The organism is Brevibacterium picturae, from assembly GCF_030453725.1.
Classification (GTDB): domain Bacteria; phylum Actinomycetota; class Actinomycetes; order Actinomycetales; family Brevibacteriaceae; genus Brevibacterium; species Brevibacterium sandarakinum_A.
In genome coordinates this window covers 1-25,775 of record NZ_JAKDJU010000009.1, presented here as the reverse complement: position 1 = coordinate 25,775, position 25,775 = coordinate 1, and the positions used below count along the sequence as shown (strand labels likewise).

The following is a 25,775-nucleotide window of genomic DNA, read 5'->3' as shown; positions in this document are numbered from 1 at the left end:
CTGGTGTGACATCTGTCATGGACACTGTCACTGTTCGGTTCTAAACGGAACCGACAGAGACGTGAAAGAGACGACATGGAACTCGACGCAGTGAATGTATGGATGATGATCGCGGCCGGCCTGGTCCTGCTCATGACCCCCGGGGTGGCCTTCTTCTACGGCGGAATGACCCGACTCACCTCGAGCATCAACATGATGATGATGGTGTTCTCCGCAATGGCGATGGGCGGACTCGTCTGGGTCCTCTTCGGATACGGACTGAGCTCCGGCGACTCCGTGCTGGGGATCTTCGGCGATCCGCTGTCCCAGATCGGCCTCGCCGACGCAGTCGCCAATGACCCCGAAGCCCTCATCTCCATCGGCTACGGCTCCACCTTCGCGATGATCGCGATCGCACTCATCGCCGGTGCCGTCGCCGATCGCGCTAAGTTCTCCACCTGGCTGGTCTTCGCCGGACTGTGGGTCACCCTCGTGTACTGCCCTCTGGCCTTCATGGTCTGGGGCGACGGACTGCTCAGCGAGTCGGGTGTGATCGGCAGCGCCTTCGGCCCCGCGATCGACTTCGCCGGCGGTACGGTCGTGCACATCAATGCGGGAATCTCGGCCCTCGTGCTCGTCGTCGTCATGGGCCGCCGGGCCCGCTATTCGACACCGCACAAACCCCACAACATTCCGATCACCGTTCTCGGTGCGGCACTGCTGTGGTTCGGCTGGTTCGGATTCAACGGGGGAGCCGCCTCGACGATCGAGCAGGCCGGACTGATCTGGATCAATACCCTGGCTGCCCCTGCCGCCGGAATGATCACCTGGATCGCGATCGAGAGGATACGGGCGACTCGTCCCAGCAGCATCGGCAGCGTCTCCGGGGCGATCGCCGGTCTGGTGGCCATCACCCCCGCCTGTGCGAACGTCGAACCGTACGCAGCCATCATCATCGGAATCGCCGCAGGCGCAGGAGCAGTGCTTGCTGTGGAGGCGAAGAACCGCCTCCGCTACGACGATGCCCTCGACGTCGTCGGCGTCCACCTCGTCGCCGGTATCATCGGCACGGTCATGATCGGACTCTTCGCGGTCCCGAGTGCAGACTCGGCCGCCGGCCTCTTCCACGGTGGAGGGTTCGGGCTCCTCGTGTCGCAGATCGTGGCCACAGTCGTCGCACTGGCCTTCGCCGGAGCCGTGACCCTGGTCATCGCTCTCGTCCTGCGAAAGACCATGGGGCTGCGCATCGACCCCAGAGACGAACTGGCCGGCATCGACGCATTCGAACACGCGGAGCAGGCGTACTCGTTCCGCTGAGCAGGCCTACTCGTTCCGCTGAGGGGGCCTGCTCGTTCCGCTGAGCGGGAGAGTGCGCCCACGCTCGGACCCGAGAGCGGGTCGGTTGTGGGCGCATTCCCAGCTTTTCCGGTTTCAGTCGGACACCGGTGAGTTGTTAGGCTAGGGAGTCGACCAATTCATCGTGAAGAAGGCTTGTACGTGTTTAACTCTCTGTCCGACAGGCTCACCGCGACATTCAAGAACTTGCGCGGCAAGGGCCGGCTGTCCGAAGCCGATGTGGATGCCACCATCCGCGAGATCCGGCGTGCACTTCTGGACGCCGATGTCGCCCTGCCCGTCGTGCGTGCATTCATCGGACGCATTCGTGAGAGGGCGCTGTCCGAAGAGGTCTCGGGTGCGCTGAATCCCGGCCAGCAGGTCGTCAAGGTCGTCAATGATGAACTGGTCGGCATCCTCGGCGGTGAGACCCGTCGCCTGAACTATGCCAAACGCCCGCCCACGGTCATCATGCTCGCCGGCCTGCAGGGCGCGGGTAAGACCACACTGGCCGGCAAGCTCGCCCATTGGCTGAAGTCCGAAGGCCACCGCCCGATGCTCGTCGCGGCTGACCTGCAGCGTCCGAACGCGGTCAATCAGCTCGAGATCGTCGGAGAGCGTGCAGGCGCGTTCGTCTATGCACCAGAACCCGGTAACGGCGTCGGCGATCCGGTGCAGGTGGCCACCGACTCACTCGAGGTCGCTAAGTCCAAGCTCCACGATGTCGTCATCGTCGACACCGCCGGTCGTCTCGGCATCGATGAGGAGCTCATGCAGCAGGCCGCGGACATTCGCACCGCGGTCGATCCCGACGAGGTTCTCTTCGTCATCGACGCGATGATCGGGCAGGACGCAGTGAAGACCGCCGAGGCGTTCCTCGAAGGCGTTGACTTCACCGGCGTCGTGCTCTCGAAGCTCGACGGTGACTCTCGCGGTGGTGCTGCGCTGTCCGTCGCCGAGGTGACCGGAAAGCCGATCATGTTCGCATCGACCGGTGAGTCGATGAAGGAATTCGAACAGTTCCATCCCGACCGGATGGCCGATCGGATCCTCGACATGGGTGACATCCTCACCCTCATCGAGCAGGCTGAGAAGAACTTCGATGAGAAGGAGACCGCGAAGCTCCAGAAGAAGGTCGAGGCCGGTGAGGACTTCGACCTCAACGACTTCCTGACTCAGATGTCGGGCCTGAAGAAGATGGGCTCGATGAAGAAGATGCTGGGCATGATGCCCGGCATGAGCCAATACAAGGACCAGCTGGAGAACTTCGACGAGCGTGAGGTCGATCGTGTCGAAGCCATTGTGAGATCGATGACTCCGGCAGAGCGGACCAACCCGAAGATCCTCAACGGTTCACGTCGCTCGCGCATAGCCAAGGGCGCCGGCACCACAGTGACCGCGGTCAACCAGCTGATGGAACGATTCACTCAGGCGCAGAAGATGATGCGCGGCATGACTCGTGGCGGTGGTGGCGGTATGCCCGGCGCCGGCGGAGGCGGCGGAATGCCGGGCATGGGCGGAATGCCCGGTATGGGCTCGATGCCCGGCGGCGCCCCGAACCGGAAGAAGAAGGCATCCGGGAAGAAGAAGGGCCGCAAGGGCGGTCAGTCGGGCAACCCGGCAAAACGCGCACAACAGGCTCAGGCACTTGAGGACAAGAAGGCCGGCAAGACGAAGGACCCGGTCGGTTCGGCCTTCGGGGGAGTCGATCTCGACGGCGAAGAAGAGTTCGATATGAAAAATCTGCCGAAGGGCTTCGGCGGGATGTTCCCAGGTGGAAAGTAGTAGGCCTTTCTGGCACAATTGAGTCTTGTACTTTTGCTTCCGACGCGGGCCCTCTCTTCCGCGTTGTGGTGATAGTCCAGGTCACAGACTCCGACAGGTCAACCCCACGATTCTTCTGGAGCCTCTGTGCAACAAAAACACAAAAGGAGACACCACTAAAGTGGCAGTCAAAATTCGCTTGAAGCGCATGGGCAAGATCCGTGCACCGCACTACCGCGTCGTCGTGGCCGATTCGCGCACCCGTCGCGATGGCAAGGCCATCGAACAGATCGGCATCTACCACCCGACCCGCAACCCTTCGGTCATCGAGATCGATTCGGAGCGCGCTCAGCACTGGCTCTCCGTCGGTGCTCAGCCGACCGATCAGGTTCGCGCGATCCTCAAGCTCACCGGTGACTGGCAGAAGCACACCGGCGTCGGCGAAGCAGTGAACACTGTGCAGCCGCAGTCGGAGAAGGAAGCCTACGTGGCTCCCGCTGCCGGATCTGTGATCAAGGAGGCCATCACTCCTAAGGGTTCGGACAAGGCTGCAGCGGCTGAAGAAGCGGCTCCTGCTGCTTCCGAAGAGAGCGCTGAAGCCTGACATGTTGTCTGATTCGCTCGAACATCTGGTCCGCGGCATCGTCGATCATCCCGACGATGTTGCTGTTCGATCCCGCTCGTCACAGCGCGGGACCACGCTCGAGGTTCGGGTTCATCCGGAAGACCTCGGACGTGTCATCGGTCGCGCGGGGAGAACCGCAAAAGCTCTGCGCACCGTGATCAACTCTCTGGCCGGCCGCGAGTCGGTGCGAGTGGACCTCATCGAGGCGTAACACCTTCATCAGAGAAGGGGGATGCGGCGTGTCATCGCTGCGTCCCCCTTCTCTGTATTCACCGGCCCGGTCCGTCATCGAGACTCGTGGGGTACGACCATGAGAGGGCGACTAAACTGTGTGCTGGAAGTGAATGCGGACCCGCACCTTCATCGGCGCCGGTGCCTTCACGAGTACGAGCCCGAGCAGTTTCACGAATACGAGGAGCAGTATGGACACGGTGATCGCCCGGCTGGGCAAACCGCACGGCATCAAAGGGGAATTCACCGTCGAGGTGCGCACCGACCGGCCGGACGAACGGTTCGTGACTGGTCAGACCTACTCCACCGATCCCGACATCGGTGAGCTGACGCTGAAGTCGGCCAGGTGGCACCGGGACCGACTGCTGCTGACCTTCGATGAGGTGCCGGATCGCAACCGGGCCGAAGAGATCCGCAACACTCTCCTCCTCAGCGACCAGGAGGAGGACGAGGGTGAGGACGACGCCTGGTACCTAGAAGACCTCATCGGCCTGCGAGTTCTCGAAGGCGAGGCGCTCGTCGGTGAGATCGTCGACGTCACGAACGGCACCGCCCAGGACCTGCTCCACATGAAGCACGTCGACGGTCACCAGGCGCTCATTCCCTTCGTCGCCGAGATCGTGCCCGAGGTCGACGTCGAGGCCGGATGGGTCAGAGTCACACCCCCGGCCGGTCTCTTCGACGCTCCATGAGCCCAGGCATGAAGATCGACGTCGTCTCCATCTTCCCGGAGTATCTCGTCGGGCTGAAGCTCTCACTCATCGGCAAAGCCGTCGAACGGGGACTGCTCGATTTGAACGTGCACGACCTGCGCCAGTTCACGTTCGACCGTCACAACACGGTCGACGACTCACCATACGGCGGGGGTGCCGGAATGGTGATGAAGGCCGAGCCCTGGGCGCTGGCACTCGAACACATCCTCGGCGAGGGGCCCGGAGGGACGACCGGCGAGGGGCCCGGAGGGACGACCGGCGAGGGGCCCGGAGGGACGACCGGCGAGGCCGAAAAACCGATCCTCATCGTCCCCAGCCCCGCCGGTCCGGTATTCGACCAGAGCATCGCCGAGGACCTCTCTGGCGCCGAACACCTCGTGTTCGCGTGCGGGCGTTATGAAGGCATCGACCAACGCGTCATCGACTGGTCGGCCGAGCGCTTCGATCTGCGCCCCATGAGCATCGGAGACTATGTGCTCAATGGGGGAGAGGTCGCCTCAATGGTGATGATCGAAGCCGTCAGCCGTCTCATCCCCGGGGTCATCGGCAACCCGGAATCGCTGACGGAGGAGAGTCACGAGGACGGGCTCCTCGAATACCCGATCTATACGAAGCCCGCCAGCTGGCGGGACCGCGATGTGCCCGAGATCCTGCTCAGCGGAAACCACGGTGCGATCGCGCGATGGCGCCGGGACCGGAGGCTTGAACGCACCGCCGAGATCAGGCCCGATCTGCTCGCTGAACTCAACGGCCTCGACAAGCATGATCGCGCCGTTCTGGAACGGTTTGAGTCCGATGACGAATCCATGACAGAATAGATCGTCGCGTTTGTTGGCATTCACCTGCTTCAGGGGGATGGGTGCCCAAGACCGTACTCCGGTGTCGATATCGGAGAACGTCGGGGAGCGATCCCGACAGACGATCCAATCACCGGTTCAACCGGTCCGATATGCGTGTCCTCGACCTGAAGCAGGGGACACATGGAGAAACACAATGCAGAAGCTTGATGTTGTTGATGCAGCCTCGTTGAAGACTGACGTTCCTGAGTTCCGCCCGGGTGACACCCTTAACGTTCACGTGCGCGTGATCGAAGGATCCCGTTCGCGTATCCAGGTATTCAAGGGAATCGTCATCCGCCGCCAGGGCGACGGAATCCGCGAGACCTTCACCGCGCGTAAGATCAGCTTCGGCGTCGGTGTCGAGCGTACCTTCCCGGTGCACTCGCCCATCGTCGAGAAGCTCGAAGTCCTCGCCCGCGGTGACGTTCGTCGCGCCAAGCTGTACTACCTGCGCGAACTGCGCGGCAAGAAGGCTCGCATCCGCGAAAAGGCCTGATTCATTGCCTGGCACTGTGGGCAATGATCACGCTGTGCCGCAGAATCACGAAAACGCGACCTTCGGGTCGCGTTTTCTGTACTCGAGCCGCTTGTGGAAGATCGTCGCAGTCATCGCGATCCTCATCATCGTCATCGGCGGATCGGTTCGCGGGTTCATCATCCAACGTTTCACGATCCCCAGCGCATCGATGGAGCCGACCCTCGACGTCGGCGACGACATCACTGTGTGGCGTCCCGACGCGCTGCGGTCAGACATCCGACGCGGAGACATCGTCGTCTTCGACGGGCGCGGCTCCTTCGTCGACGACGCGCTGCCGACCCCGCTGCAGAAGGCAGGGTCCTGGATCGGGCTCGGAAGCCGCGACGTCTACTACGTCAAACGCGTCATCGCCGTCGGCGGAGACACGCTCCGATGCTGCGACGCGCAGGGTCGACTGCTGCTCAACGACGAACCACTCGAAGAAGACTACGCGCCGCACCCGGCCTCGAGCTCCGAGTTCTCGATCGAAGTCCCCGCCGACACGATGTGGGTGATGGGCGACAACCGGAACGACTCCGCAGACTCGCGCGCACTGCTGGGCAAACCCGGTGGCGGATTCATCCCCCTCGACCGCGTCATCGGGCCCGTGATCGGACACGGCTCTTCGGTCGACTGAGCGGATCCATGTGAGTTGATCGCAGCCTGACAGCTGCCGCGGTGAGGTGCTGGTACGCTCATTTCAGTCCCTCTGCGGAACCTGTGGTCCGATGCGAAAGCGAACGAATGTCAGCCGAATCAGAAGCTTCCCCACCTTCAGCCCCGAAGAAACTCCTTCGCGGCCTGCTCGAGACCGCAGCGATCATCCTCGTCGCCATCCTCATCTCCACCGCACTGAAGACCTGGGTCGTCCGCTCGTTCTACATCCCCTCGGGATCGATGATGGACACCCTGCAGATCGACGATCGGGTCCTCGTCAACCAGCTCGCGCCCCGATTCGGACCGGCCGACCGCGGCGACATCATCGTCTTCGACGACCCCGACCATTGGCTGACGCCTGAAGAGGTCTCGGAATATGAGCCCAACCCCATCCTCGAATTCGTCGGATTGGCTCCCGCTGACGGGGGCAACCAATTGATCAAGCGTGTCATCGGCGTCGGAGGAGACACCGTCGAATGCTGCGACGCACAGGGGCGCATCCTCGTCAACGGCGAACCCGTCGATGAGACATACCTCGATCAGGGAACCGCCCCCTCAGACTTGGAGTTCGACGTCACCGTCCCGCAGGGCCACTATTGGGTGATGGGCGATAACCGCAGCAACTCCGCAGACTCCCGCTACCACCTCGACACGCAGCCCTACGTGTCCGAAGACAATGTGGTGGGCACCGTCTTCCTCATCAACTGGCCCTTCAAGCACTTCAACTGGATGTCCACTCCGGAAGCGGTCTTCGCCGACGTTCCCGAACCCGAAGGAATCACCGGCAGCTGATGGCACGGACAGGACTGCACGATCTCAGCCTTGAGCGCACCCTGCTGGCAGAAGGCTATGAATTCGTCATCGGCATCGACGAAGTCGGTCGCGGGGCACTGGCGGGACCGCTCAGCGTGGGCGTTGCCCTCTTCGACCTGACGACCCTGACCGCCGCCGAGGTGCCCGAGGGAATTCATGATTCGAAGCAGTTGAGCGCGCTGTCGCGTCAGTCTGCCACCGACCGTGTGGCTGGATGGGCGCGGGCCACGGCTGTGGGCTCGACGAGCCCGAGCGAGCTCGACGAACTCGGAATGACCATGGCACTGAACCTGGCCGGTCGTCGGGCACTGTGTGACATGCTGTTGCCGCTCGTGGGCTCGACGATCTTTCCCTCATCGACGATGGTGCTCCTCGACGGCAAACATGACTGGCTTTCGGCTCCACTCACGCTCGACTGCCTGGGGATATTCGGGTCCGCTGCAGACCTCGATCTGCCCCAGGTGAGGACCGTGATCAAAGGCGACGGCAGTGTTCCGGTCATCGCCGCGGCGAGTATCGTCGCCAAAGTCCACCGAGACGAGGCGATGATCGCCCTCGCGCAGGGGCACCCCCAGTATGGTTGGGAGTCGAATGTCGGATACGGAACCATCAAACACCGTCAGGGGATCGCCGATTTCGGCCCCAGCATTCACCACCGGAGAAGCTTCCGCCTGCACACGGCCCACGATGCGAAGGAGGGATCGTCATGAGCACTGATGATCTGGACGACTACGAAGCCCAGCTGGAGCTTCAGCTCTACAAGGAGTATCGCGATGTTGTGGGACTCTTCGCCTATGTTGTGGAGACCGAACGGCGCTTCTATCTGGCCAATCACGTCGATCTCAAGGCCCACAACGACGCCGGGGACGTCTATTTCGAACTGACGCTGCGCGATGCCTGGGTGTGGGACAGTTACCGATCAGCGCGTTTCATCAAGACCGTGCATGTGCTCACCTTCAAGGACGTCAACATCGAGGAGATCGCCAAGAGCGATCTGGAGCCACCGACGTCGATCAGGGGCTGACACACGATCAGGGGCTGACGAGAAGGAGTTCCTGACAAGGAGGAACCACTGACACACCGGTCGGCTGTGGACAGGACCCCGACTTGCACGTGATGGGCCTGTGGACGACGACGCGCCGTCCACAGGCCGTTCTTCTGCCCTTGTCACGTCTTCACCGCCGGTGGTGGTCTGTCCCCATGGGACCGACATCTGACAAACGGAGCACAACGACACCGGGAATGCGCCACCGCGCCTTGGGGCAGACGGGGGAGGACCTGGCTGCAGATTTCCTGCAGCGGCAGGGAATGGTCATCATCGAACGCAACTTCAGGTGCCCACGGGGAGAGGTCGACATCATCGCGCGAGACGGTGAAGCCATCGTCTTCGTCGAGGTGAAGACCCGCAGAACTCTCGCGCTCGGGTCTCCGCTCGAGGCCGTGACCGGGGCGAAGCTGAGACGGATCAGAATGCTCTCTGGCATCTGGCTGCGCGGGCAGAGCGAGTTCTATCCCGCTATCCGCATCGATGCTCTGGGCATCGTGATGGAACCCGAACCCGACTACTCATATCGGCGCAACGTGCAGGTCGACTCGTGAGTGAAGAAGCCAAGCTCAACGTGATCGGGCGTTCTTCGGCCGTCGCCCTCTGGGGACTGGCCGGCAAGATCGTGTCCATCGAAGCCTGCGTCAGTGCAGGTCTGCCGGGAATCGACATCGTCGGTCTGCCCGACGCCTCCGTGAGCGAATCCCGGAAACGACTTCGCGCCGCACTTGCGTATCTGGGGATCCCCGTTGCCACGCAGCATCTGACGATCAACCTCACTCCAGGCTCCGTGCCGAAGATCGGCACCGGATTCGACCTCGGAATCGCTGTGGCTGTACTCAAAGCCCAAGGCGTCATCAGCCAGACGGACACAGAAGAGATCATCCACTGCGGTGAGCTCGGCCTCGACGGGCGAATCCGACCGGTCAACGGGGTGCTGCCGAGCCTGCACAGCGGTCTGCAGGCCGGGTTCGAACGGTTCGTCGTACCCGTCGGCAATCGTCAGGAAGCCGACCTGCTCGGCGGCGCCAGAGTCAGAGCCGTCACCTCATTGGCCGAACTGATCAACATCTATGGTGGACAGCTCAACGTCCCGATGCTGCCGCCGGTCGTCGACGCCGGGACTGTCAACGCCGAAACATCCGAACTCCACGACCTCTCCGAAGTCCAAGGGCAGGCCGAAGCACGGTTCGGACTCGAAATCGCAGCGGCCGGAGGACACAACCTGCTGATGCGGGGCACACCGGGAGCCGGGAAGACTCTGCTGGCACAGTGTCTGCCGGGGATACTTCCACCATTGGACGCCCCGCAAGCGGTGGAGGTGGCAGCGGTACGCTCGCTGCGGGGAGAGCTGCGCGGCAGCGAAGGACTCGATCACAGACCGCCGTTCGAGGCGCCCCACCACCGCAGCACCGCCTCGGCGCTGATCGGCGGGCGCCGATCGGGGTCGATCGGGATTCTCAGCCGGGCCCACCGGGGCGTGCTCTTCATGGATGAAGCGCCCGAGTTCTCACGAGACGTTCTCGAAGCACTGCGCCAGCCGATGGAGGCTCGACAGGTCCACATCCACCGGGCATGGGGCTCCATGGTGCTCCCGGCCTCGTTCCAACTGGTGCTGGCGGCGAACCCCTGCCCGTGTGGGGCCGGAATGCGCGGAGCCGAATCCGCCTGCCGCTGCACTCCGATGGACAAACGCCGCTACCGAAATCGGCTGTCCGGCCCGCTCCTGGACCGCGTCGACCTGCAGCTCGAACTGTTCCCCGTCTCTCCGGCTGACATCCGTCTCGGAGGGACACAGGAGGACAGCGCAACGGTCGCCGGACGAGTCAGACATGCACGGCAGAGGCAGGCCGATCGGTACGTCGACTGCGAGTGGACGTTGAACTCGAACGCTCCCGGAGCCTGGCTGCGTGAACACTTCTGCCTGAACCCGAACAGCCTGCGCGACCTGGACCGGGCACTCGACACCGGAAGGATCACCATGCGCGGCTACGACCGAGTGCTCAGAGTGGCAACGACCCTGGCCGACCTCGAGGGGGCAGAGGCTCCGACTCCGGACAGGATCACGACGGCACTCGCCCTGAGGACGCAGGACTCATGAGCGAGGACGCAGAAACCGTGAGTGAGGACGCAGGACTCATGAGCGAGGACGCAGGAACCGTGAGCGAGAACGGCAGCGGTGAGATTCGAGAGGCCGTGGCCGCGCTGTTGAGGATCGCAGAACCCGGCGATGGGCTGCTCGCCGATCTCGTCGCCGAGCTCGGTCCGATCGCAGTGCTCGAACTGATCAGTGCGGTGGCCGCAGGGAAGTCATCGGCAGCCGAGGTCGCCGAAAGCCTGTCGGCGGTCGTGGCGGCAGTCTCCGGCAGCGGGCAGTTCGGCGAGGCATTGGACCGGTGGGCCGTGCGTGGCGAGGATGCGCAGGGACATCGTGATCTCGAGGCCGTGCACAGACTGGGCGGGAGGCTCGTCATCCCCGGCGACGGGGAATGGCCGGCGGCTCTCACGGACCTGGGACCGGCGGCTCCACTGGGGTTGTGGGTCCGAGGCGAGGCGCGGCTCAACGCAGCTCTGCAGTCGGCGGTCGCCATCGTCGGAGCACGTGCGGCCAGCAACTACGGCACCAAATGTGCCTCGGACCTTGCCTGGGATCTGGCCGCGAAGGGACTGACCATCGTCTCCGGCGGAGCCTTCGGCATCGATGCGGCCGCACACCGGGCAGCCATCGCCCGGGAAGGCACCACGATTGCCTTCATGGCCGGGGGAGTCGACCGCTTCTACCCGGCGGCGAACACCGAGCTGTTCCACCAGGTGCTCGAACGTGGTGCGATCGTGTCCGAAACCGCTCCCGGGATGACACCGATGCGCCACCGCTTCCTGCTCCGCAACCGCCTGATCGCCGCCTCGTCCCAAGCCACGGTCATCGTCGAAGCCGGCTGGCGCAGCGGAGCCCTCAATACCGCCCGACACGCACTCGAACTCTCGCGCGAAGTTGCGGCATTCCCCGGATCCGTGTACTCGGCATCGTCGACGGGAACCCACCGACTCATCCGATTGCACGAAGCGGAGCTGGTAACCAGTTGCGAGGACGTCGTCGAACTCATCGGCGGACCGGAACCGACTCTGTTCGACGACGCGAGCCTCCCATCTGAGCACCCCGGCCGTGCAGCTGCCGATCCGATCGATGACCTCGCCGAGCGGGAGAAGATCTGTGTCAACGTCCTCTCGGCGACCAAGGCACTGGATGTCGGGACCGTGGCAGCACGTGCCGGGCTGACGGTGCCGAACACTCTCTCCGCGCTCGCCGTCCTCGAACTCGCCGGCTTGAGCGCCCGCCGTGGATCAGGTTGGGTCAAGCTGCGCCCACAGACATGAGTCGTGGAGATCAGGTCCCCCGTGGGGCACAGTCGATCGCGTAACCTGGGGTTGTGACCCAACCGATGACCATCGCCGAGGTGGTGTCCGGCTATGCCGACCACCTGAGATCCCGCGATGTCTCCGCCCACACCTCGAGGGCCTACATCGCCGATGTCACAGACTTCTTCGACCATGCGGCCCACACGCCGACCGCCCGCTCCGTGCCCCACGCTGCTGAAGCCGGGGTGGGCGACATCGATCTCAACGACCTGCGTGCGTGGCTCATCACGCTCGACGACGCCGGGGCGGCGAAGTCGACGGTGGCCCGCAAGATCGCGGCCGTGAAGTCCTTCTTCGCCTACTGCGTGAACCATCAGGGGCTGACGAACAATCCGGCGGCGCGGCTGCGGACTCCCAAGAAGGACTCTCGCCTTCCCACCGTGCTCAAACCGCAGCAGGCCGCCGCTCTCGTGTCCCCGCAGCGTGCTTCCCACGCTGAGGCCCGCACCAGCGATCCCGTCGAGGCAGCCAAATGGGCCAGGGACGCGGCTATCCTGGAGATGCTCTATGCCACGGCCGTGCGCGTATCGGAGCTGACCGGACTGAATCGCCGCGACGTCGACCACCAGCGTTCGATGATCACCGTCCTGGGCAAGGGCGACAAGGAACGGAGGGTCCCATTCGGGAAGCCCGCCCAGTCGGCACTGCAGCGGTGGCTGAACCTGCGGGAGACGTTCGTGTCGACCACCAGCGGTGATGCACTGTTCCTCGGTGTGAGGGGCGGCCGCATCGGAGCCAGACAGGTGAGGGAACTCGTTCATCGCCACGGCTCCGATGACCCCAGCGCACCTGATATCGGCCCGCACGGACTCCGACACTCGGCCGCTACACACATGCTCGACGGGGGAGCGGATCTGCGACAGATCCAGGAGCTTCTGGGGCATTCGACCATGAGCAGCACACAGGTCTACACTCACGTCTCGATGCAGCGGTTGCAGGAGACCTATCGGCAGGCGCACCCGCGGGCCTGATCGCAGGGGCCCCGATCATGCTGAGCCGACCGTGGTTCTCCCGCAGCGTCCGCTCCGATGTGGCATCGCTCCGATGGCGAATCGCTCCTGTGACGCATTGCTCCTGTGACGCATTGCTCCGGTGGCGAATCGCTCCTGTGACGCATCGGTCCGGTCGTGGCATCACGTTCGGAACTCCCAATGCCACGGCTCGGGCAGTGAACCGGACTGGCGGGCCCAGCCCGGATGGATCCAACCGAACTTCGGTGCATTGGCACGCATCCACTGATGCTGGACACTGCCGAAGGAGTTGATCCCGCCGCCCAGGTCGACGGCCAGTGCCCACCCATGGTTCGAAGTTCCCGGAGTGGCCGCCATACGGCCCTTGCGCTTCTTGAGGATGACCTGGGTGTCGTAGTCGCGGTAGGCATCCGTGACGGAGATCGGAGTCGAGAACCTGGCCTCATAGGCATGGGACATGCGGTCGAACGCCGCCTGAGCATCGCAGCGCAGCATCTGTCCCGGCGCCGAGGTCAGCGAGCACATCGCAGCAGCGGGAATCCGTCCATTGCGATGCCCACCCCAGGCGCCTGCGCCCGAGGTCGTGGAGTCACCGGCATGGTCCTTCGCGGGCTTGCGCGACAGCGGCAAGAGGATCGACTGCTCCTGTCCGAAGAAGCCCGCCGGGTCGAGGTACTTCTTCTCTCCCTCGGACTTCCAGACACCGATGTGCAGGCACGATTCGTCACAGTGGCCGCCCTCGGCGACCGTTCCGATCTTCGCACCGGCGGCGAACTTCTCACCCTTCTTCAACTCCGACTCCGCAGGTTGGAAGGAGACCACGTATCCGGAGTCCGTTTCGATGCTCACGGTTGCAGTGCCGACCACAGAGCCGTGGAAGCGGATGGTGCCTGCGGCTGGGGCACGCAGCGGTTCACCACTGACCGTGAGAACATCGATGCCTCGGTGCCCTTCCAACCATGCCTCCGTGGGCGGATCGAAGGCTTCGACGATCTCCATCGCGGGGACAGGAGTGACCCAGCTGGTCTGTTCGTGGGGATCAGATTCGACAGATGCCGCCGAGAACGGTGCCCCCACCTCGGCGACGGTGAAGGCGAAGACCAGCAGGCTGATGATCGCGATGAGACGTACGCCGCGAGACGCAGACGAACGTTGATTCCAGGTGAGCCGGAAGGTATTCGGAGAATCGGCGAAGAAGTCCATGAGCCCATGCAAGCCGGGTCGCAGCCGAATGTCAGGCACTCGAACTCGGCCTGTGGACGCTACGTTCACATCCACAGGTGAAACGAGCACGAGTCGGGCAGCCATCCACAGGAGATGACGCGCGAGCAGCTGCCCGGGCTGCCTGATCAGACAGCCCGGGCAGCTGTGAGCCTGAGAAGGCTGCAGCAGAACCGACGTTGGTGGACCTGCGCAGCGCCAGGATATCCACACATGAACGGACTCGAGTCGGGGGAGGCCGCCTCTTCCGAGCAGTCGGAACGCTGTCGAGGACTCAGAATGCTTTCGACGGTGTGATGATGCCCATTCGGCAGGTGCCCGATCGATTGGAAAAGGCTTGGGCAACCGGGATAGACTGGCTCCAGCAGAAGCGTGACTTCTGACTACGCGTATTCGATCTCTTCTCCATCCCATGGTGCAAATAGCCCGCAAAGGCGAATTTGTGGGGCGGATGAACCGGATACCAGGAATCAACCGAAAAGGTCACTGTTGCCGACGGCTCACTGCCGGCGGTCAGCACTGACGTAAAAGCGCCTTCGGGCGCGAGAGAAAGGAGGGCGTCGGCATGGCCGTCGTCACCATCCGCCAGCTGCTCGACAGCGGCGTTCACTTTGGACACCAGACCCGTCGTTGGAACCCGAAGATGAAGCGCTTCATCTTCACCGAGCGCAACGGCATCTACATCATCGACCTGCAGAAGTCGCTGGGATACATCGACACTGCATTCGAATTCGTCAAGGAAACCGTCACCCACGGCGGCTCGATTCTCTTCGTCGGCACCAAGAAGCAGGCGCAGGAATCGATCGCCGAACAGGCCAAGCGCGTGGGCCAGCCCTACGTCAACCAGCGTTGGCTCGGCGGTATGCTCACCAACTTCCAGACCATCTCCCTGCGTCTGCGCCGCCTCAAGGAACTCGAAGAGATCGACTTCGACGACGTTGCAGGTTCTTCGCACACCAAGAAGGAACTCCTCATTCTCCGTCGTGAGAAGGACAAGCTGGAGAAGACCCTCGGCGGTATCCGCGACATGCAGCGGACTCCCTCGGCTGTCTGGATCGTTGACACCAAGAAGGAACACTTGGCTGTCGACGAAGCACGCAAGCTGGGCATCCCGGTCATCGCGATCCTCGACACCAACTGCGACCCTGACGACGTCAACTACCCGATCCCGGGCAACGACGACGCCATCCGCTCGGTGTCCCTGCTCACCCGCGTGATCGCCGACGCCGTGGCAGAGGGCCTCATCGCCCGCCACTCCTCGGACGACGACAGCGGAGAGAAGAACGTCTCGGCCGTCGAACCGATGCCCGAGTGGGAACGCGAACTGCTCGAGGGCAACGCTCCCGCCTCTGAGGAAGCTGCCGCTCCGGCTGCCGACGATACCGCTCCGGCCACTGCCGCTGCCGACGCTGCTGACGCTGCCGCCGAGAAGCCGATTGCTGCTGATGCTGCTGCGGATCCGGCTGCTGATGCCGCTGCCGCGGCTGAAGAGGCGACCGACGAGCCCCCAGTCGAGGCTGCCGCTGAGGCCGCTGACAAGGCAACCGAAGCACCCGCCGCTGAAGCCGCTGCAGACTCCACCGAGTCGACCGAGTCCTGATTTTCCATAACTCCACCATCCTGAGGAGAAAGAATGGCAAACTACACTGCCGCTGATATCAAGGCACTGCGCGAGAAGACCGGCGCCGGAATGATGGATGTCAAGAAGGCTCTTGACGAAGCCGACGGCGATCAGGCGAAAGCCATCGAGGTCCTCCGTGTGAAGGGCCTCAAGGGCGCCACCAAGCGTGAAGGTCGCTCCACCTCCGACGGTCTCGTGGCCACCCAGGTCGAGGGCGGCGTCGGAACGATGATCGAGCTCAACTCGGAGACCGACTTCGTTGCGAAGTCCGATCCCTTCGTCGCACTCGCCGACGAAGTTCTGGCGCTGGCCGTGTCCAGCAACGCCGATTCGGCCGAGGCTGTCCTCGAGTCCACGAAGGACGGCAAGCCCGTCTCGGAGTTCATCACCGAAAGTGGTGCGACCCTGGGCGAGAAGGTTGCCCTTCGCCGCGTCGGACGTCTCGAAGGCGCTAGCGTCGAGTCCTACCTGCACCGGACCAACAAGGATCTGCCCCCTCAGGTGGGCGTCCTGCTGGCCTACGAAGGGGACGACTCCTCGGTTGCCCACGATGTCGCCGTGCACATCGCTGCGATGAGCCCGAAGTACTTCTCCCGCGAAGAGGTCCCCGCCGACCTCGTGGAGAACGAACGTCGCATCGCTGAGGACACCGCGAAGAACGAAGGCAAGCCCGAGAAGGCTCTGCCCAAGATCATCGAGGGCCGCGTCAACGGCTTCTTCAAGGAGAACTGCCTCCTGGACCAGGGATTCGCCAAGGATCCCAAGCAGTCCGTGAGCAGCGTTCTCGAGGCTGCCGGCGTCAAGGCCACCGGATTCCTGCGCTTCCGCGTCGGATCCTGAAACATCACTGACCGTTGAGCGAGTCGATCCCCGACCCGCACAGCAGTGGTCTCGCTTGAGAGTGAACTCATAAGCGGCAGACGGGGTCGGACCAATCGGTCCGGCCCCGTTTTCGCTACACTGACACCGACGACTCATCCGGGCTCCTACCTGCCCAGACGGAAGAAGGACTAAATGACATCCACCCCGGTTCACGAATCCAGCTACGCCAGCAGACGCGTGCGTACCCATCGCCGCCGCGTGCTCCTCAAACTCTCCGGTGAGGTGTTCGGCGGAGGCAATATCGGAGTCGATCCCGATGTCGTGGCCGCTGTAGCCAGGGAAGTAGCTCCCACCGTCAACGAGGTGGAAGTCAGCATCGTCGTCGGCGGCGGAAACTTCTTCCGAGGGGCAGAGCTGTCTCAGCGGGGAATGGACCGCACACGCGCCGACTACATGGGCATGCTGGGAACCGTGATGAACTGCCTGGCTCTCCAGGACTTCCTCGAACAGACCGGAGTCGACACCCGGGTGCAGACCGCCATTCCCATGTCCCAGGTCGCCGAGTCCTACATTCCACGCCGAGCCATGCGCCACATGGAGAAGAACAGGGTGGTCATCTTCGGTGCCGGGGCCGGTCTGCCGTACTTCTCCACCGACACCGTCGCCGCGCAGCGCGCCCTGGAAATCCACGCCGATGAGGTCCTCATCGCCAAGAACGGCGTCGACGGCGTCTACACCGCCGACCCGCACATCGACCCGGCTGCGGAGAAGATCGCTGAGATCACCTATCAGGAGGCGCTTCAGAAGGGCCTCAAGGTCGTCGACGCAACCGCATTCTCCCTGTGCATGGACAACAAGCTGCCGATGCACGTCTTCGGCATGCAAGGCGAAGGTAATCTGCGCAAGGCGATCGTCGGCGACAAGATCGGCACCGTAGTCAAATAGGTCCCCGGGCGCACCGCCTCCCGGACAGCCGCGCTCCGGGACAGCCGCACGTCGAAACACCCCTCAAATGAAGTCCAGGACTCTTCCTGGACCAATAGAGTGGGGTATTCGTGACCTATGACCCATAGAATGAACCCAAAGCTCCCATCGACGGAAAGAGTGAGTCGTGATTGAAGAAACACTGGCCGAGGCCAGAGAGAAAATGGACAAGGCCGTGGAGTTCACGCAGGAGGACTTCTCGTCCATCCGCACCGGTCGCGCCAACCCCGCGCTGTTCGCCGCCATCGAGATCGACTACTACGGTGCACCGACGCCTCTGCAGCAGCTGGCTTCGTTCCAAACGCCGGAAGCCCGCACGATCCTCGTGACTCCCTACGACCGTGGAGCACTCGGAGACATCGAGACCGCTCTGCGCAATTCGGACATCGGAGCGAACCCGGCCAACGACGGCAACGTCATCCGCGTCGTACTTCCGGAACTCACCGAGGAGCGTCGCAAGGAATACGTCAAGATCGTCAAGAGCAAGGCCGAAGACGGCAAGGTCTCGATCCGCAACATCCGGCGTCATGCCAAGGAGACCCTGGAACGCATCAAAAAGGACGGCGACGCCGGTGAGGACGAGGTTGCACGCGGAATCTCCGAACTCGACGACCTGACGAAGAGCAAGGTCGACAACGTCGACAAGCTCCTGTCCCAGAAGGAAGCTGAGCTTCTCGAGGTCTGATGATCGCGTTGACCGGGTCAGGCAATCAAGCGTCCGATCCGGCTCCCCTCGGGGGGTCGGATCCGGATCCGCATGCCTCAAGCTCACAGACCCCGTTCCCCAAGCGCAGAGATCTGCGCAACTCCGGTAAGGATTATTCGCCGGAAGATCCGGAGACGAACCCGGTCGCTGAGACCGGGCAGGACGTCCCCGAGGAGGCTCCGAAGGACTACGGCAAGGCCGGACGGAATCTGCCCGCAGCAATCGGCATCGGGCTGCTCATCGGCGGCATCGTCCTGGTCTCCCTCATCGTCTTCCCGATCTCCTTCCTCTTCATCATCCTCATCGCCATCGTCGCTGCGATGTGGGAACTGGCCAATGCCCTGTCCCGTTCGGGATCACTCGTGTCGCGGTTCCCGACCATGGTGTCCGCAGCCTGCATGGTGGTGGCGACATTCGTCGGCGGTCGTGAAGCACTGTGGGTGACCTTTGCCGCAAGCGCCGGCGCCGTCATGCTCTTCACCATGGTCGAGCGACGCAAGAACGCGGTCAAGGACGTCTCGCTGTCCCTGTTCGCGCTGACCTACGTCGGCCTCATGGCCTGCTTCGTCGTGTATCTGCTGACCCAGCCCGACGGCAACCTCTACGTCATCCTCTTCCTCGCCAGCGTCGTCGCCTCGGATACCGGCGGCTACGTCTTCGGCGTCCTCTGGGGCAAGCACCCGATCGCCCCCAGGATCTCCCCGAAGAAGTCCTGGGAGGGCTACATCGGCTCGGTGATCTTCGCCGCCGCGGTCGCGACCGTCCTCGCACTGACTCTCTTCGACGCCCCGTTCTGGACAGGACTGGTCATCGGCGTCGTCATCCCGGCCTTCGCCACCCTCGGCGACTTCAGCGAATCGATGATCAAACGCGATCTCGAACTCAAGGACATGGGGACACTGCTGCCGGGCCACGGCGGCGTCATGGATCGGCTCGATTCGATTCTGCCCACCGCCCCGGTGGCTCTGGTGATGTTCTCGGTCCTGCCCGGCTACCTCTGAGGGCCGCGCCGGTCCGGCTCACACACGCCGTGGCACGGTCGTGGCCGGTCGGGGGAGGGCCGTCACCTGCCGTGGCGGCACACACATCCCACAAGAATGGCTCCCATGAGACAATGGGCGAGTGAGTTCTCAAGCAGGTAACAGGCAGACACGGCCCGTCGTCGAACACGCAGACGGCACGACTTCGAAGACGCCGACGCGCGACGGTCGTCCGCTGCTCAATTTCAAATCACCGCGAGCCAGTCAGCCGAAGCAGCATCTGGCCGATATGACGATGGACGAACGCATCGAAGCGGTCAAGGAGATGGGACTGCCCGCCTTCCGCGCCAAGCAGATCTCGACCCATTACTTCTCGCACTACCAGACCGACGTCGAGTCCATGACGGACCTTCCCAAGGACCTGCGTACCGACCTGCAGGAGCGTTTCTTCCCACACCTCCTGACCGAGGTCCGCCGCCTGCGGACCGAGAACGGCGACACGATCAAATTCCTGTGGCGCCTCTACGACGGTGCGCTCGTCGAATCGGTGCTCATGCGCTACCGCAACCGCGTCACCCTGTGCGTCTCCAGCCAGTGCGGCTGCGGAATGAACTGTCCCTTCTGCGCCACGGGCCAGCAGGGACTGACGCGCAACATGTCCGCGGCCGAGATCGTCGAACAGGTCATCCGCGCCAATCAGGTCATCGCCGACGGCGAGCTTGCCCCGGCGCCCTCCGGGGACATGCCAGCCGAAGGCGAGACCGCGCTGGGCGCAGAAGCCGATGAGGCTCAGGGCGAATCATCTGAGGCCACGGTCGATGAATCGGGAGCGGCCGCCTCGGCGACGGGACCCGAACGCGTCTCCAACATCGTCTTCATGGGGATGGGCGAACCCCTGGCCAACTACAAACGGGTGATGAACGCGGTGCGCCGGTTCGTCGAGCCCGCACCGCAGGGGCTGGGGATGTCAGCCCGCCGAATCACCATCTCCACGGTCGGACTGGTCCCCGGTATCAACAAACTCGCCGCCGAGGACATCCCGGTCACCTTCGCGCTCAGCCTCCACGCACCCGACGATGAGCTGCGCGACGAGATGATCCCGGTCAACACCCGGTGGAAGGCCGATGAGGCCATCGACGCCGCATTCAACTACTACCAGGTGACGGGACGTCGGGTGAGCATCGAATACGCCCTCATCAAAGACATGAACGACCACCCCTGGCGCGCAGAGCTGCTGGCGAAGAAACTCAACGCCCGCGGGCGCGGCTGGGTGCACGTCAATCCGATCCCGCTCAACCCGACCCCCGGCTCCGTCTGGACGGCATCCGAACCGGCGGTGGCGGACGAATTCGTGCGCCGGCTCATCGACCAGGGGATCCCGACGACCATCCGCGATACCCGCGGCTCGGACATCGACGGAGCCTGCGGACAGCTCGCCGCCGCCGACTGAGAAAGCGCGGACACGCATTTTCCGTGTTCGCCATTTATCATGGTGAAAATGACCAATACGGCGATTCGCTTCTGGAGGCAACATGGCGGACACGACTTTCCCCCGAATGTCCGGATGGAAGAACGGCTACGACCCGAAACAGGTCGACAGCTTCTTCAAACGTGCGCGCGAATCCTTCGAACGTCCCACCCCGCAGCCCGGTGACCTCGACTCCCGCGCGGTGCGCACGGTCGGCTTCGACCTGGTGCGCAAGGGCTACCACGTCGCCGTCGTCGATGCCGCCCTCGACCGTCTCGAAGACGCCTTCGCCAAACAGGCGCGTGACCGCCTCATCGCGCAGTCGGGCCAAGACGCCTGGGTATCCGAGCTGACCCGTGTGGCCGCGTCCCTGCGGGGACGCCTGGTGCGCGAACCCGGCGAGCACTTTGACAATCCGGCTCCCGGTGTCATCGGCTACGACATCGACCAGGTCGATGACATGTGCGAGAAGGTCAACGCGTACTTCACTCAGGGCGTGGCGATGAGCGTCGACCAGGTCCGCCGCGTCCTGTTCAAGACGGCCAAGGGCAACAAAGCCTACGACGAGGACCAGGTGGATGCCTTCATCGACCGCGTCGTCGAAGTGATGGCCTCCGTTGACTGATTTCCACTACTTCGAAGCACCCACAGACACCGCGGCCGGAACGCTCAACCCGGTGTACGAGCTGCTCGACTTCCCGATCGTCATGAACGGGGCCGATGACATCGTCCTGACCGGGCCGTCCCCGGACAAACCGATGGTCGATGGCCGCGAAGTCACCGACCCGCGTCTGGTCAAGGCGTTGTCGAAGCCCGTGGAACTCGATCGCGCGGAGGTGCTCGATCGGAGTGCGAAGCTCGGCGGCATCCTCCGTGCCATGGGCATCATCGGCACAGAGAATGAAAGAATCGTCATCGCCGAGGATGTTCCACCGATCGCTCGGGCGCTGAGCATCCTCGGAGCCGTCCGAATCGGTGCCAGTGTCGACGTGCGCTCGGCAGCCGCGTCGTCCGTGTCCTCTGTCTCCTCTGTCTCCGCTGCGGATACGGTGTCGTGTGCTGACGCAACGTTGTCTGCGGATACGGCGTCGTCTGCTGACGCAACGTCGTCTGCTAATACGGCGACCGCTCGGCTCTCGGCGCGCGGGGTAGACGACGCCATCACCTCCGTGCTCGTCCACACGATCGATGCCCCACCAATCAACTCCGGTCGAGCATCGGTCAAGGTCATCCGCTCCAGATTTGAGGGAGTCGGCATCACCGTCGCCGGGGAGACGGCGAACATCGACCAAGCAATGCGAGACTCCCGAGTCGAATCAGCCGCCGTGATCCCACTGGCACCGGACCGGGCGCTGATTGTCACAGACCAGAGAGCCCTCGATGCAGAATCCAGCCTGGAGTGGCTGTCCCAGGAGATACTCCCTGGGGCCTGACGCCTCCGGTCCGGATGAGGCTGAGCAGATGAGCTGCGCCACTGTGGTTGCTCACCTGCGGAACGCGGGGTGCGTCTTCGCCGAGGACGAGGCCCGGATCCTGCTGCAAGCCGCGCAGGAAGCCTCACGCGATCCGGCCGCCCGCGACATGGCCGACCGCCATGATGCAACGAGCAGCCACCCTATCTTGGCGGAGTTCCTGGCCCGCCGCGTCGCCGGAGAACCTCTCGAACAGATCGTCGGGTGGGTCGAATTCGCGGGCCAGCGAATCGCCGTCGCTCCAGGCGTTTTTGTGCCCCGGCAGAGAACTCATCTGCTGGCGGCGCAATCGATCCTGGCTCTGAAGGCGGCCCGTGGCTCGAAAGCTGCACAGCGTGGCGCACAGGCTGCCAGCTGTGGCATGGAGGAAGCCGGAGGCACGGTACGCTTCTTGGAAGCATTCTGTGGTGTGGGAGCCGTAGCCACGACGGTGTCTCGAGCAGACCCAGGAACGCAGATCCACCTCGGCGACCACGATGAAACGGCACTCGACTGCGCGCGGATGAATGTCGGACCCGAGGCCCACCCCCATCTTCTCAACACACTGACGGGTCTGCCGCAGACTCTGGCCGGCGGCTTCGACGTCATCTCCGCAGTTCCGCCCTACGTTCCGGATTCTGCTGCCGAATTCCTGCCTCGTGAGGCGCTTGACCATGAGGCTCCGACTGCTCTGTTCGGGGGAGCTGACGGACTGGACCTGGTCCGCCGCCTCATCGGTGAATCACGGCAGTGGTTGGCGCCCAGCGGGGTGCTGCTCATCGAACTCGGCAGCGAACAGCTGCACAGTGCCGCGGACTTCGCAACGCAGCTGGGCTTCAGCACTGGCAGCACCCTCGGCGATGACGAACAGACAGCGGTGCTCGAACTGCAGCTGCGCGACTGAGCGCACGCGTTCAGCGGGGGCCGTTCAGAGGCAGCCGGCGGCGAATGGCAACAACCGCTAGCCAGACGTGTAGAGGTAGTGCATTTGTGCACTACGCTCACACTTCTTGCTAGCGGTTGTTGGCCTGCCCGTACCTGAGGCCTCCGCAGCGCCGTACCCGACGCCTCCGCAGCGCCGTACCCGACGCCTCCGCAGCGCCGGAGCTTGCCGCGAATCAGTTGGCGAAGGCGTTGATTCCTGTGAGGCTGCGGCCCAGCGTGAGCTGATGGACCTCGTGGGTGCCCTCGTAGGTGAGCACGGTCTCGAGGTTGACGGCATGACGCAGCGGTGGGTATTCGCTGGTGATGCCGGAACCGCCGAACAGTGCGCGCAGGTCACGGCACACGTTCATCGCCGTGTCGACGTTGACCATCTTGCCCAGGCTGATCTGCTCGGGACGCACTCCCTGCTCCGAATCCTTGAGCTTGCCCAGATGAGCGGCGAGCAGAGTGATCTGCGAGTACTGGCCGAAGGCCTTCGCCAGCTTCTGCTGGCTGATCTGGAATGAGGAGAGCGGCCGGTCGAACTGGACACGAGTGCCCGTGTATTCGAGCGCAGACTGGAGAGCGTCGCGTGCGGCGCCCGTGACGCCGAAGACGATTCCGTAGCGGGCTTCGGACAGGCAGGACAGCGGCCCCTTGAGACCTTTTGCCTCAGGCAGCATGGCGTCTTCGGGCAACCGGACGTTGTCGAGGACGATCTCGCCGGTGATCGAGGCGCGCAGGGAGATCTTGCGGTGGATCTCAGGAGTCTGGACGCCCTCGGTGTCACTGGGGACGACGAAACCGCGGACGACTGGCTCACCCTTGGCGTTGGTCTCCTCGGTCTTGGCCCACACGACCATGACGTCGGAGACGGGGGAGTTCGTGATCCACATCTTCGCGCCGTTGAGGATCCAGTCGGACCCGTCCTTCTTCGCCGTCGTCTTCATCCCCGAGGGGTCGGAGCCGACATCCGGTTCGGTCAGACCGAAGCAGCCGATGGCCTTGCCTGCCGCCATCTTCGGCAGCCACTCTTCCTTCTGCGCCTCGGAGCCGAAGTGGTGGATGGCGAACATGGCAAGGGATCCCTGGACCGAGACGAGAGAGCGCAGACCCGAGTCCACGGCTTCGAGTTCACGACAGGCCAGACCATACTGGGTGGCGGTGGACCCGCCGCAGCCGTAGCCGTCGAGGTGCATGCCCAGCAGCCCGAGCTCGCCGAGTCCCTCCGCGAGCTCCCGGGCGGGGATCGTGGCGTCGAGGAAGTAGTCGCCGATCTTGTCTCGGACGTTCTCATCAAGCCATTTCTTCACGATCGACGCGAATTCGAGGTCATCTTCCTCGAAGACCGAATCCAATCCCAGAATGTCGTCGGGGCTCAGCGCTGCACTCATAAAAACCTCTCTCGCCATTGATTCGCATTGCATATCTCACGCCGCCGATGACACCGGTGTCGAGTCATTTCTCAGAGAACTTTGGCATTATCGGTAGGCGTGAGTAAACGTAGAATCATTGTAGTCGGCTCGACCGGTTCGGTCGGCACCCAGGCCCTCGACGTCCTGGCGGAGAACGCAGCAGCCTTCGAGGTCATCGGCCTCGCGGCTGGCACCCAACTCGATGCGTTGGTCGTCCAGGCCCTCGAGTTCTCGGTCCCCGTCATCGGCCTCACCACCCCGCCGGAGGGCGGCGCGCCCGAGATCCGGCAGCGGCTGGAGCAGGCTGCCGACGAGCGGGGAATCAGCGATCCCGTCCGTGAGATCCACGTGGGTCCCGATGCCGCCGAGGTGGTCGCCGGGCGCTCGTGCGACATCGTCCTCAACGCGGTCACCGGTGCCGCCGGACTCGGCGCAACTCTGGCTGCCCTTGATCGCGGCACCGATGTGGCGTTGGCGAACAAGGAGTCGCTCATCATCGGCGGCTCGATCGTCCTCGACGCCGCAGCCCGCACCGGAGCGGCTCTGATTCCCGTCGACAGTGAGCACTCCGCGATCGCGCAGGCACTGCGTTCGGGCACTCACGGTGAGGTGAGCAAACTCGTCATCACGGCTTCTGGTGGGCCGTTTCGCGGCATGACCCGTGATGCGCTGCGTCGTGTCACCCCGGCTCAGGCGCTGAAACATCCCACCTGGTCGATGGGGTCGATGATCACCATCAACTCGGCGACCCTGGTCAACAAGGGCCTCGAAGTCATCGAGGCCCATCTGCTCTTCGACATCGACTTCGACCACATCGAAGTCGTCGTCCACCCGCAGTCCCAGATCCATTCGATGGTCGAGTTCAGTGACGCCTCGACGATCGCGCAGATCTCCCCGCCGGATATGAAGCTGCCCATCGCCTATGCACTCGGCACTCAGGCCGATGGTCAGACCCAGCGCCTGGCCTCCGGTGCCGTGGCCAACAACTGGGGTCAGCCGATGCATTGGTCGTTCGAACCCGTCAACCACGTTGCCTTCCCCGCACTGGGGCTGGCTGTCGAAGCCGGACGGAGGAGAAAGAGCTTCCCCGCGGTATTCAACGCCGCCAACGAGGTCCTCGTCGAAGCCTTCGTGAATGGGGAGATCCCATTCACCGGCATCGACAAGGGCATCGAACGAGCGCTGCAGGCACACGAGCCCGCCGCCGAACATACGGTCGACACCGTCCTCGCCGCCGATTCCTGGGCACGAGAGTTCGCCCGCCAGGAATTGGCAGC

Annotated in this window: 27 protein-coding genes; 25 read left to right on the top strand and 2 right to left on the bottom strand. The window is 63.6% G+C overall.

From position 1 onward, the window contains the following. Positions 1-75: 75 nt before the first annotated feature. The 15 genes from L0G76_RS02205 (at position 76) to L0G76_RS02135 (ending at position 12,906) form a co-directional block, all read left to right on the top strand. Positions 76-1,296: an ammonium transporter gene (locus L0G76_RS02205; RefSeq protein WP_304355769.1), complete on the top strand. Its 1,221-nt coding sequence runs from the start codon at positions 76-78 to the stop codon at positions 1,294-1,296. Between the two features lie 180 nt (positions 1,297-1,476). Continuing rightward, entirely contained in the window at positions 1,477-3,099 is a 1,623-nt protein-coding gene (ffh, locus tag L0G76_RS02200) for a signal recognition particle protein (protein ID WP_304355768.1), read from the top strand. A 160-nt stretch (positions 3,100-3,259) separates the two neighbouring features. Continuing rightward, the gene (rpsP, locus tag L0G76_RS02195; RefSeq protein WP_304355767.1) at positions 3,260-3,682 is read left to right on the top strand and encodes a 30S ribosomal protein S16; all 423 of its coding nucleotides are present in this window, start codon (positions 3,260-3,262) and stop codon (positions 3,680-3,682) included. Between the two features lies 1 nt (position 3,683). Continuing rightward, positions 3,684-3,914: an RNA-binding protein gene (locus L0G76_RS02190; RefSeq protein WP_092107249.1), complete on the top strand. Its 231-nt coding sequence runs from the start codon at positions 3,684-3,686 to the stop codon at positions 3,912-3,914. Positions 3,915-4,125: 211 nt separating this feature from the next. Then, entirely contained in the window at positions 4,126-4,626 is a 501-nt protein-coding gene (gene rimM, locus L0G76_RS02185; RefSeq protein WP_304355766.1) for a ribosome maturation factor RimM, read from the top strand. An 8-nt stretch (positions 4,627-4,634) separates the two neighbouring features. Continuing rightward, on the top strand, positions 4,635-5,465 hold the full coding sequence (gene trmD / locus L0G76_RS02180) for a tRNA (guanosine(37)-N1)-methyltransferase TrmD (protein WP_304355765.1): 831 nt from the start codon (positions 4,635-4,637) through the stop codon (positions 5,463-5,465). 175 nt (positions 5,466-5,640) lie between these two features. Next, positions 5,641-5,982, top strand: coding sequence for a 50S ribosomal protein L19 (gene rplS, locus L0G76_RS02175; RefSeq protein ID WP_304355764.1), 342 nt, complete (start codon positions 5,641-5,643; stop codon positions 5,980-5,982). 34 nt (positions 5,983-6,016) lie between these two features. After that, a complete protein-coding gene (gene lepB / locus L0G76_RS02170; RefSeq protein WP_304355763.1) occupies positions 6,017-6,640 on the top strand; it encodes a signal peptidase I in 624 nt (207 codons plus the stop codon). 107 nt (positions 6,641-6,747) lie between these two features. Beyond that, positions 6,748-7,452, top strand: a complete 705-nt coding sequence (lepB, locus tag L0G76_RS02165) for a signal peptidase I (RefSeq protein ID WP_304355762.1) — start codon at positions 6,748-6,750, stop codon at positions 7,450-7,452. Further along, positions 7,452-8,183 (top strand): ribonuclease HII, encoded by a 732-nt coding sequence (locus L0G76_RS02160; protein WP_304355761.1) that lies wholly within the window; start codon positions 7,452-7,454, stop codon positions 8,181-8,183. Before lepB (L0G76_RS02165) ends, L0G76_RS02160 begins: the two co-directional genes overlap by 1 nt. Further along, positions 8,180-8,497, top strand: a complete 318-nt coding sequence (locus tag L0G76_RS02155; RefSeq protein ID WP_092107263.1) for a DUF2469 domain-containing protein — start codon at positions 8,180-8,182, stop codon at positions 8,495-8,497. Before L0G76_RS02160 ends, L0G76_RS02155 begins: the two co-directional genes overlap by 4 nt. Before the next feature lie 176 nt (positions 8,498-8,673). Continuing rightward, the gene (locus tag L0G76_RS02150) at positions 8,674-9,072 is read left to right on the top strand and encodes a YraN family protein (protein WP_304355760.1); all 399 of its coding nucleotides are present in this window, start codon (positions 8,674-8,676) and stop codon (positions 9,070-9,072) included. Continuing rightward, positions 9,069-10,619, top strand: a complete 1,551-nt coding sequence (locus L0G76_RS02145; RefSeq protein ID WP_304355759.1) for a YifB family Mg chelatase-like AAA ATPase — start codon at positions 9,069-9,071, stop codon at positions 10,617-10,619. The genes L0G76_RS02150 and L0G76_RS02145 overlap by 4 nt, the downstream gene beginning before the upstream one ends. Next, positions 10,616-11,893 (top strand): DNA-processing protein DprA, encoded by a 1,278-nt coding sequence (dprA, locus tag L0G76_RS02140; protein ID WP_304355758.1) that lies wholly within the window; start codon positions 10,616-10,618, stop codon positions 11,891-11,893. Before L0G76_RS02145 ends, dprA begins: the two co-directional genes overlap by 4 nt. Before the next feature lie 53 nt (positions 11,894-11,946). Continuing rightward, positions 11,947-12,906: a tyrosine recombinase XerC gene (locus L0G76_RS02135; protein WP_304355757.1), complete on the top strand. Its 960-nt coding sequence runs from the start codon at positions 11,947-11,949 to the stop codon at positions 12,904-12,906. Positions 12,907-13,068: 162 nt separating this feature from the next. Here the strand turns inward: L0G76_RS02135 and L0G76_RS02130 are convergent, their stop codons facing one another. Beyond that, positions 13,069-14,109, bottom strand: coding sequence for a peptidoglycan DD-metalloendopeptidase family protein (locus L0G76_RS02130; protein WP_304355756.1), 1,041 nt, complete (start codon positions 14,107-14,109; stop codon positions 13,069-13,071). Positions 14,110-14,692: 583 nt separating this feature from the next. On the opposite strand from L0G76_RS02130, the gene rpsB reads away from it, so the two are divergent. The 9 genes from rpsB (at position 14,693) to L0G76_RS02085 (ending at position 23,063) form a co-directional block, all read left to right on the top strand. Beyond that, on the top strand, positions 14,693-15,727 hold the full coding sequence (gene rpsB, locus L0G76_RS02125; protein ID WP_304355755.1) for a 30S ribosomal protein S2: 1,035 nt from the start codon (positions 14,693-14,695) through the stop codon (positions 15,725-15,727). A 33-nt stretch (positions 15,728-15,760) separates the two neighbouring features. After that, positions 15,761-16,588 (top strand): translation elongation factor Ts, encoded by an 828-nt coding sequence (tsf, locus tag L0G76_RS02120; protein ID WP_304355754.1) that lies wholly within the window; start codon positions 15,761-15,763, stop codon positions 16,586-16,588. A 174-nt stretch (positions 16,589-16,762) separates the two neighbouring features. Beyond that, positions 16,763-17,515: a UMP kinase gene (gene pyrH / locus L0G76_RS02115; protein WP_092107279.1), complete on the top strand. Its 753-nt coding sequence runs from the start codon at positions 16,763-16,765 to the stop codon at positions 17,513-17,515. Between the two features lie 166 nt (positions 17,516-17,681). Further along, positions 17,682-18,239 carry a ribosome recycling factor gene (gene frr / locus L0G76_RS02110; RefSeq protein WP_092107281.1) on the top strand — a complete coding sequence of 186 codons (558 nt, stop codon included), beginning with the start codon at positions 17,682-17,684 and terminating at the stop codon, positions 18,237-18,239. After that, the gene (locus L0G76_RS02105) at positions 18,239-19,261 is read left to right on the top strand and encodes a phosphatidate cytidylyltransferase (RefSeq protein ID WP_304355753.1); all 1,023 of its coding nucleotides are present in this window, start codon (positions 18,239-18,241) and stop codon (positions 19,259-19,261) included. The genes frr and L0G76_RS02105 overlap by 1 nt, the downstream gene beginning before the upstream one ends. A gap of 121 nt (positions 19,262-19,382) precedes the next feature. Beyond that, a complete protein-coding gene (gene rlmN / locus L0G76_RS02100; protein WP_487246978.1) occupies positions 19,383-20,690 on the top strand; it encodes a 23S rRNA (adenine(2503)-C(2))-methyltransferase RlmN in 1,308 nt (435 codons plus the stop codon). An 82-nt stretch (positions 20,691-20,772) separates the two neighbouring features. Continuing rightward, entirely contained in the window at positions 20,773-21,333 is a 561-nt protein-coding gene (locus tag L0G76_RS02095; RefSeq protein WP_092107286.1) for a DivIVA domain-containing protein, read from the top strand. After that, a complete protein-coding gene (locus L0G76_RS02090; protein WP_304355752.1) occupies positions 21,326-22,141 on the top strand; it encodes a hypothetical protein in 816 nt (271 codons plus the stop codon). Before L0G76_RS02095 ends, L0G76_RS02090 begins: the two co-directional genes overlap by 8 nt. 28 nt (positions 22,142-22,169) lie before the next feature. After that, complete coding sequence (locus L0G76_RS02085; RefSeq protein ID WP_304355751.1) at positions 22,170-23,063, top strand: N5-glutamine methyltransferase family protein; 894 nt, start codon at positions 22,170-22,172, stop codon at positions 23,061-23,063. A gap of 214 nt (positions 23,064-23,277) precedes the next feature. Here L0G76_RS02085 and L0G76_RS02080 read toward each other — a convergent pair whose 3' ends face one another. Next, a complete protein-coding gene (locus L0G76_RS02080) occupies positions 23,278-24,477 on the bottom strand; it encodes an acyl-CoA dehydrogenase family protein (RefSeq protein ID WP_304355750.1) in 1,200 nt (399 codons plus the stop codon). A gap of 99 nt (positions 24,478-24,576) precedes the next feature. Here L0G76_RS02080 and dxr point away from each other — a divergent pair. After that, the coding region (gene dxr / locus L0G76_RS02075) for a 1-deoxy-D-xylulose-5-phosphate reductoisomerase (RefSeq protein WP_304355749.1) at positions 24,577-25,775 on the top strand (1,199 nt) is incomplete at its 3' end.

Excerpts from the sequence above, each read along its gene's own strand:
- trmD (WP_304355765.1), top strand. The coding sequence starts at position 4,635 with ATGAAGATCGACGTCGTCTCCATCTTCCCGGAGTATCTCGTCGGGCTG.
- pyrH (WP_092107279.1), top strand. The coding sequence starts at position 16,763 with ATGACATCCACCCCGGTTCACGAATCCAGCTACGCCAGCAGACGCGTG.
- L0G76_RS02190 (WP_092107249.1), top strand. The coding sequence starts at position 3,684 with ATGTTGTCTGATTCGCTCGAACATCTGGTCCGCGGCATCGTCGATCAT.
- L0G76_RS02080 (WP_304355750.1), bottom strand. The coding sequence starts at position 24,477 with ATGAGTGCAGCGCTGAGCCCCGACGACATTCTGGGATTGGATTCGGTC.
- L0G76_RS02105 (WP_304355753.1), top strand. The coding sequence starts at position 18,239 with ATGATCGCGTTGACCGGGTCAGGCAATCAAGCGTCCGATCCGGCTCCC.
- L0G76_RS02095 (WP_092107286.1), top strand. The coding sequence starts at position 20,773 with ATGGCGGACACGACTTTCCCCCGAATGTCCGGATGGAAGAACGGCTAC.
- lepB (WP_304355762.1), top strand. The coding sequence starts at position 6,748 with ATGTCAGCCGAATCAGAAGCTTCCCCACCTTCAGCCCCGAAGAAACTC.
- dprA (WP_304355758.1), top strand. The coding sequence starts at position 10,616 with ATGAGCGAGGACGCAGAAACCGTGAGTGAGGACGCAGGACTCATGAGC.
- rpsB (WP_304355755.1), top strand. The coding sequence starts at position 14,693 with ATGGCCGTCGTCACCATCCGCCAGCTGCTCGACAGCGGCGTTCACTTT.
- L0G76_RS02150 (WP_304355760.1), top strand. The coding sequence starts at position 8,674 with ATGGGACCGACATCTGACAAACGGAGCACAACGACACCGGGAATGCGC.
- L0G76_RS02085 (WP_304355751.1), top strand. The coding sequence starts at position 22,170 with ATGAGCTGCGCCACTGTGGTTGCTCACCTGCGGAACGCGGGGTGCGTC.
- rimM (WP_304355766.1), top strand. The coding sequence starts at position 4,126 with ATGGACACGGTGATCGCCCGGCTGGGCAAACCGCACGGCATCAAAGGG.
- L0G76_RS02130 (WP_304355756.1), bottom strand. The coding sequence starts at position 14,109 with ATGGACTTCTTCGCCGATTCTCCGAATACCTTCCGGCTCACCTGGAAT.
- tsf (WP_304355754.1), top strand. The coding sequence starts at position 15,761 with ATGGCAAACTACACTGCCGCTGATATCAAGGCACTGCGCGAGAAGACC.
- L0G76_RS02205 (WP_304355769.1), top strand. The coding sequence starts at position 76 with ATGGAACTCGACGCAGTGAATGTATGGATGATGATCGCGGCCGGCCTG.
- rplS (WP_304355764.1), top strand. The coding sequence starts at position 5,641 with ATGCAGAAGCTTGATGTTGTTGATGCAGCCTCGTTGAAGACTGACGTT.
- L0G76_RS02155 (WP_092107263.1), top strand. The coding sequence starts at position 8,180 with ATGAGCACTGATGATCTGGACGACTACGAAGCCCAGCTGGAGCTTCAG.
- L0G76_RS02160 (WP_304355761.1), top strand. The coding sequence starts at position 7,452 with ATGGCACGGACAGGACTGCACGATCTCAGCCTTGAGCGCACCCTGCTG.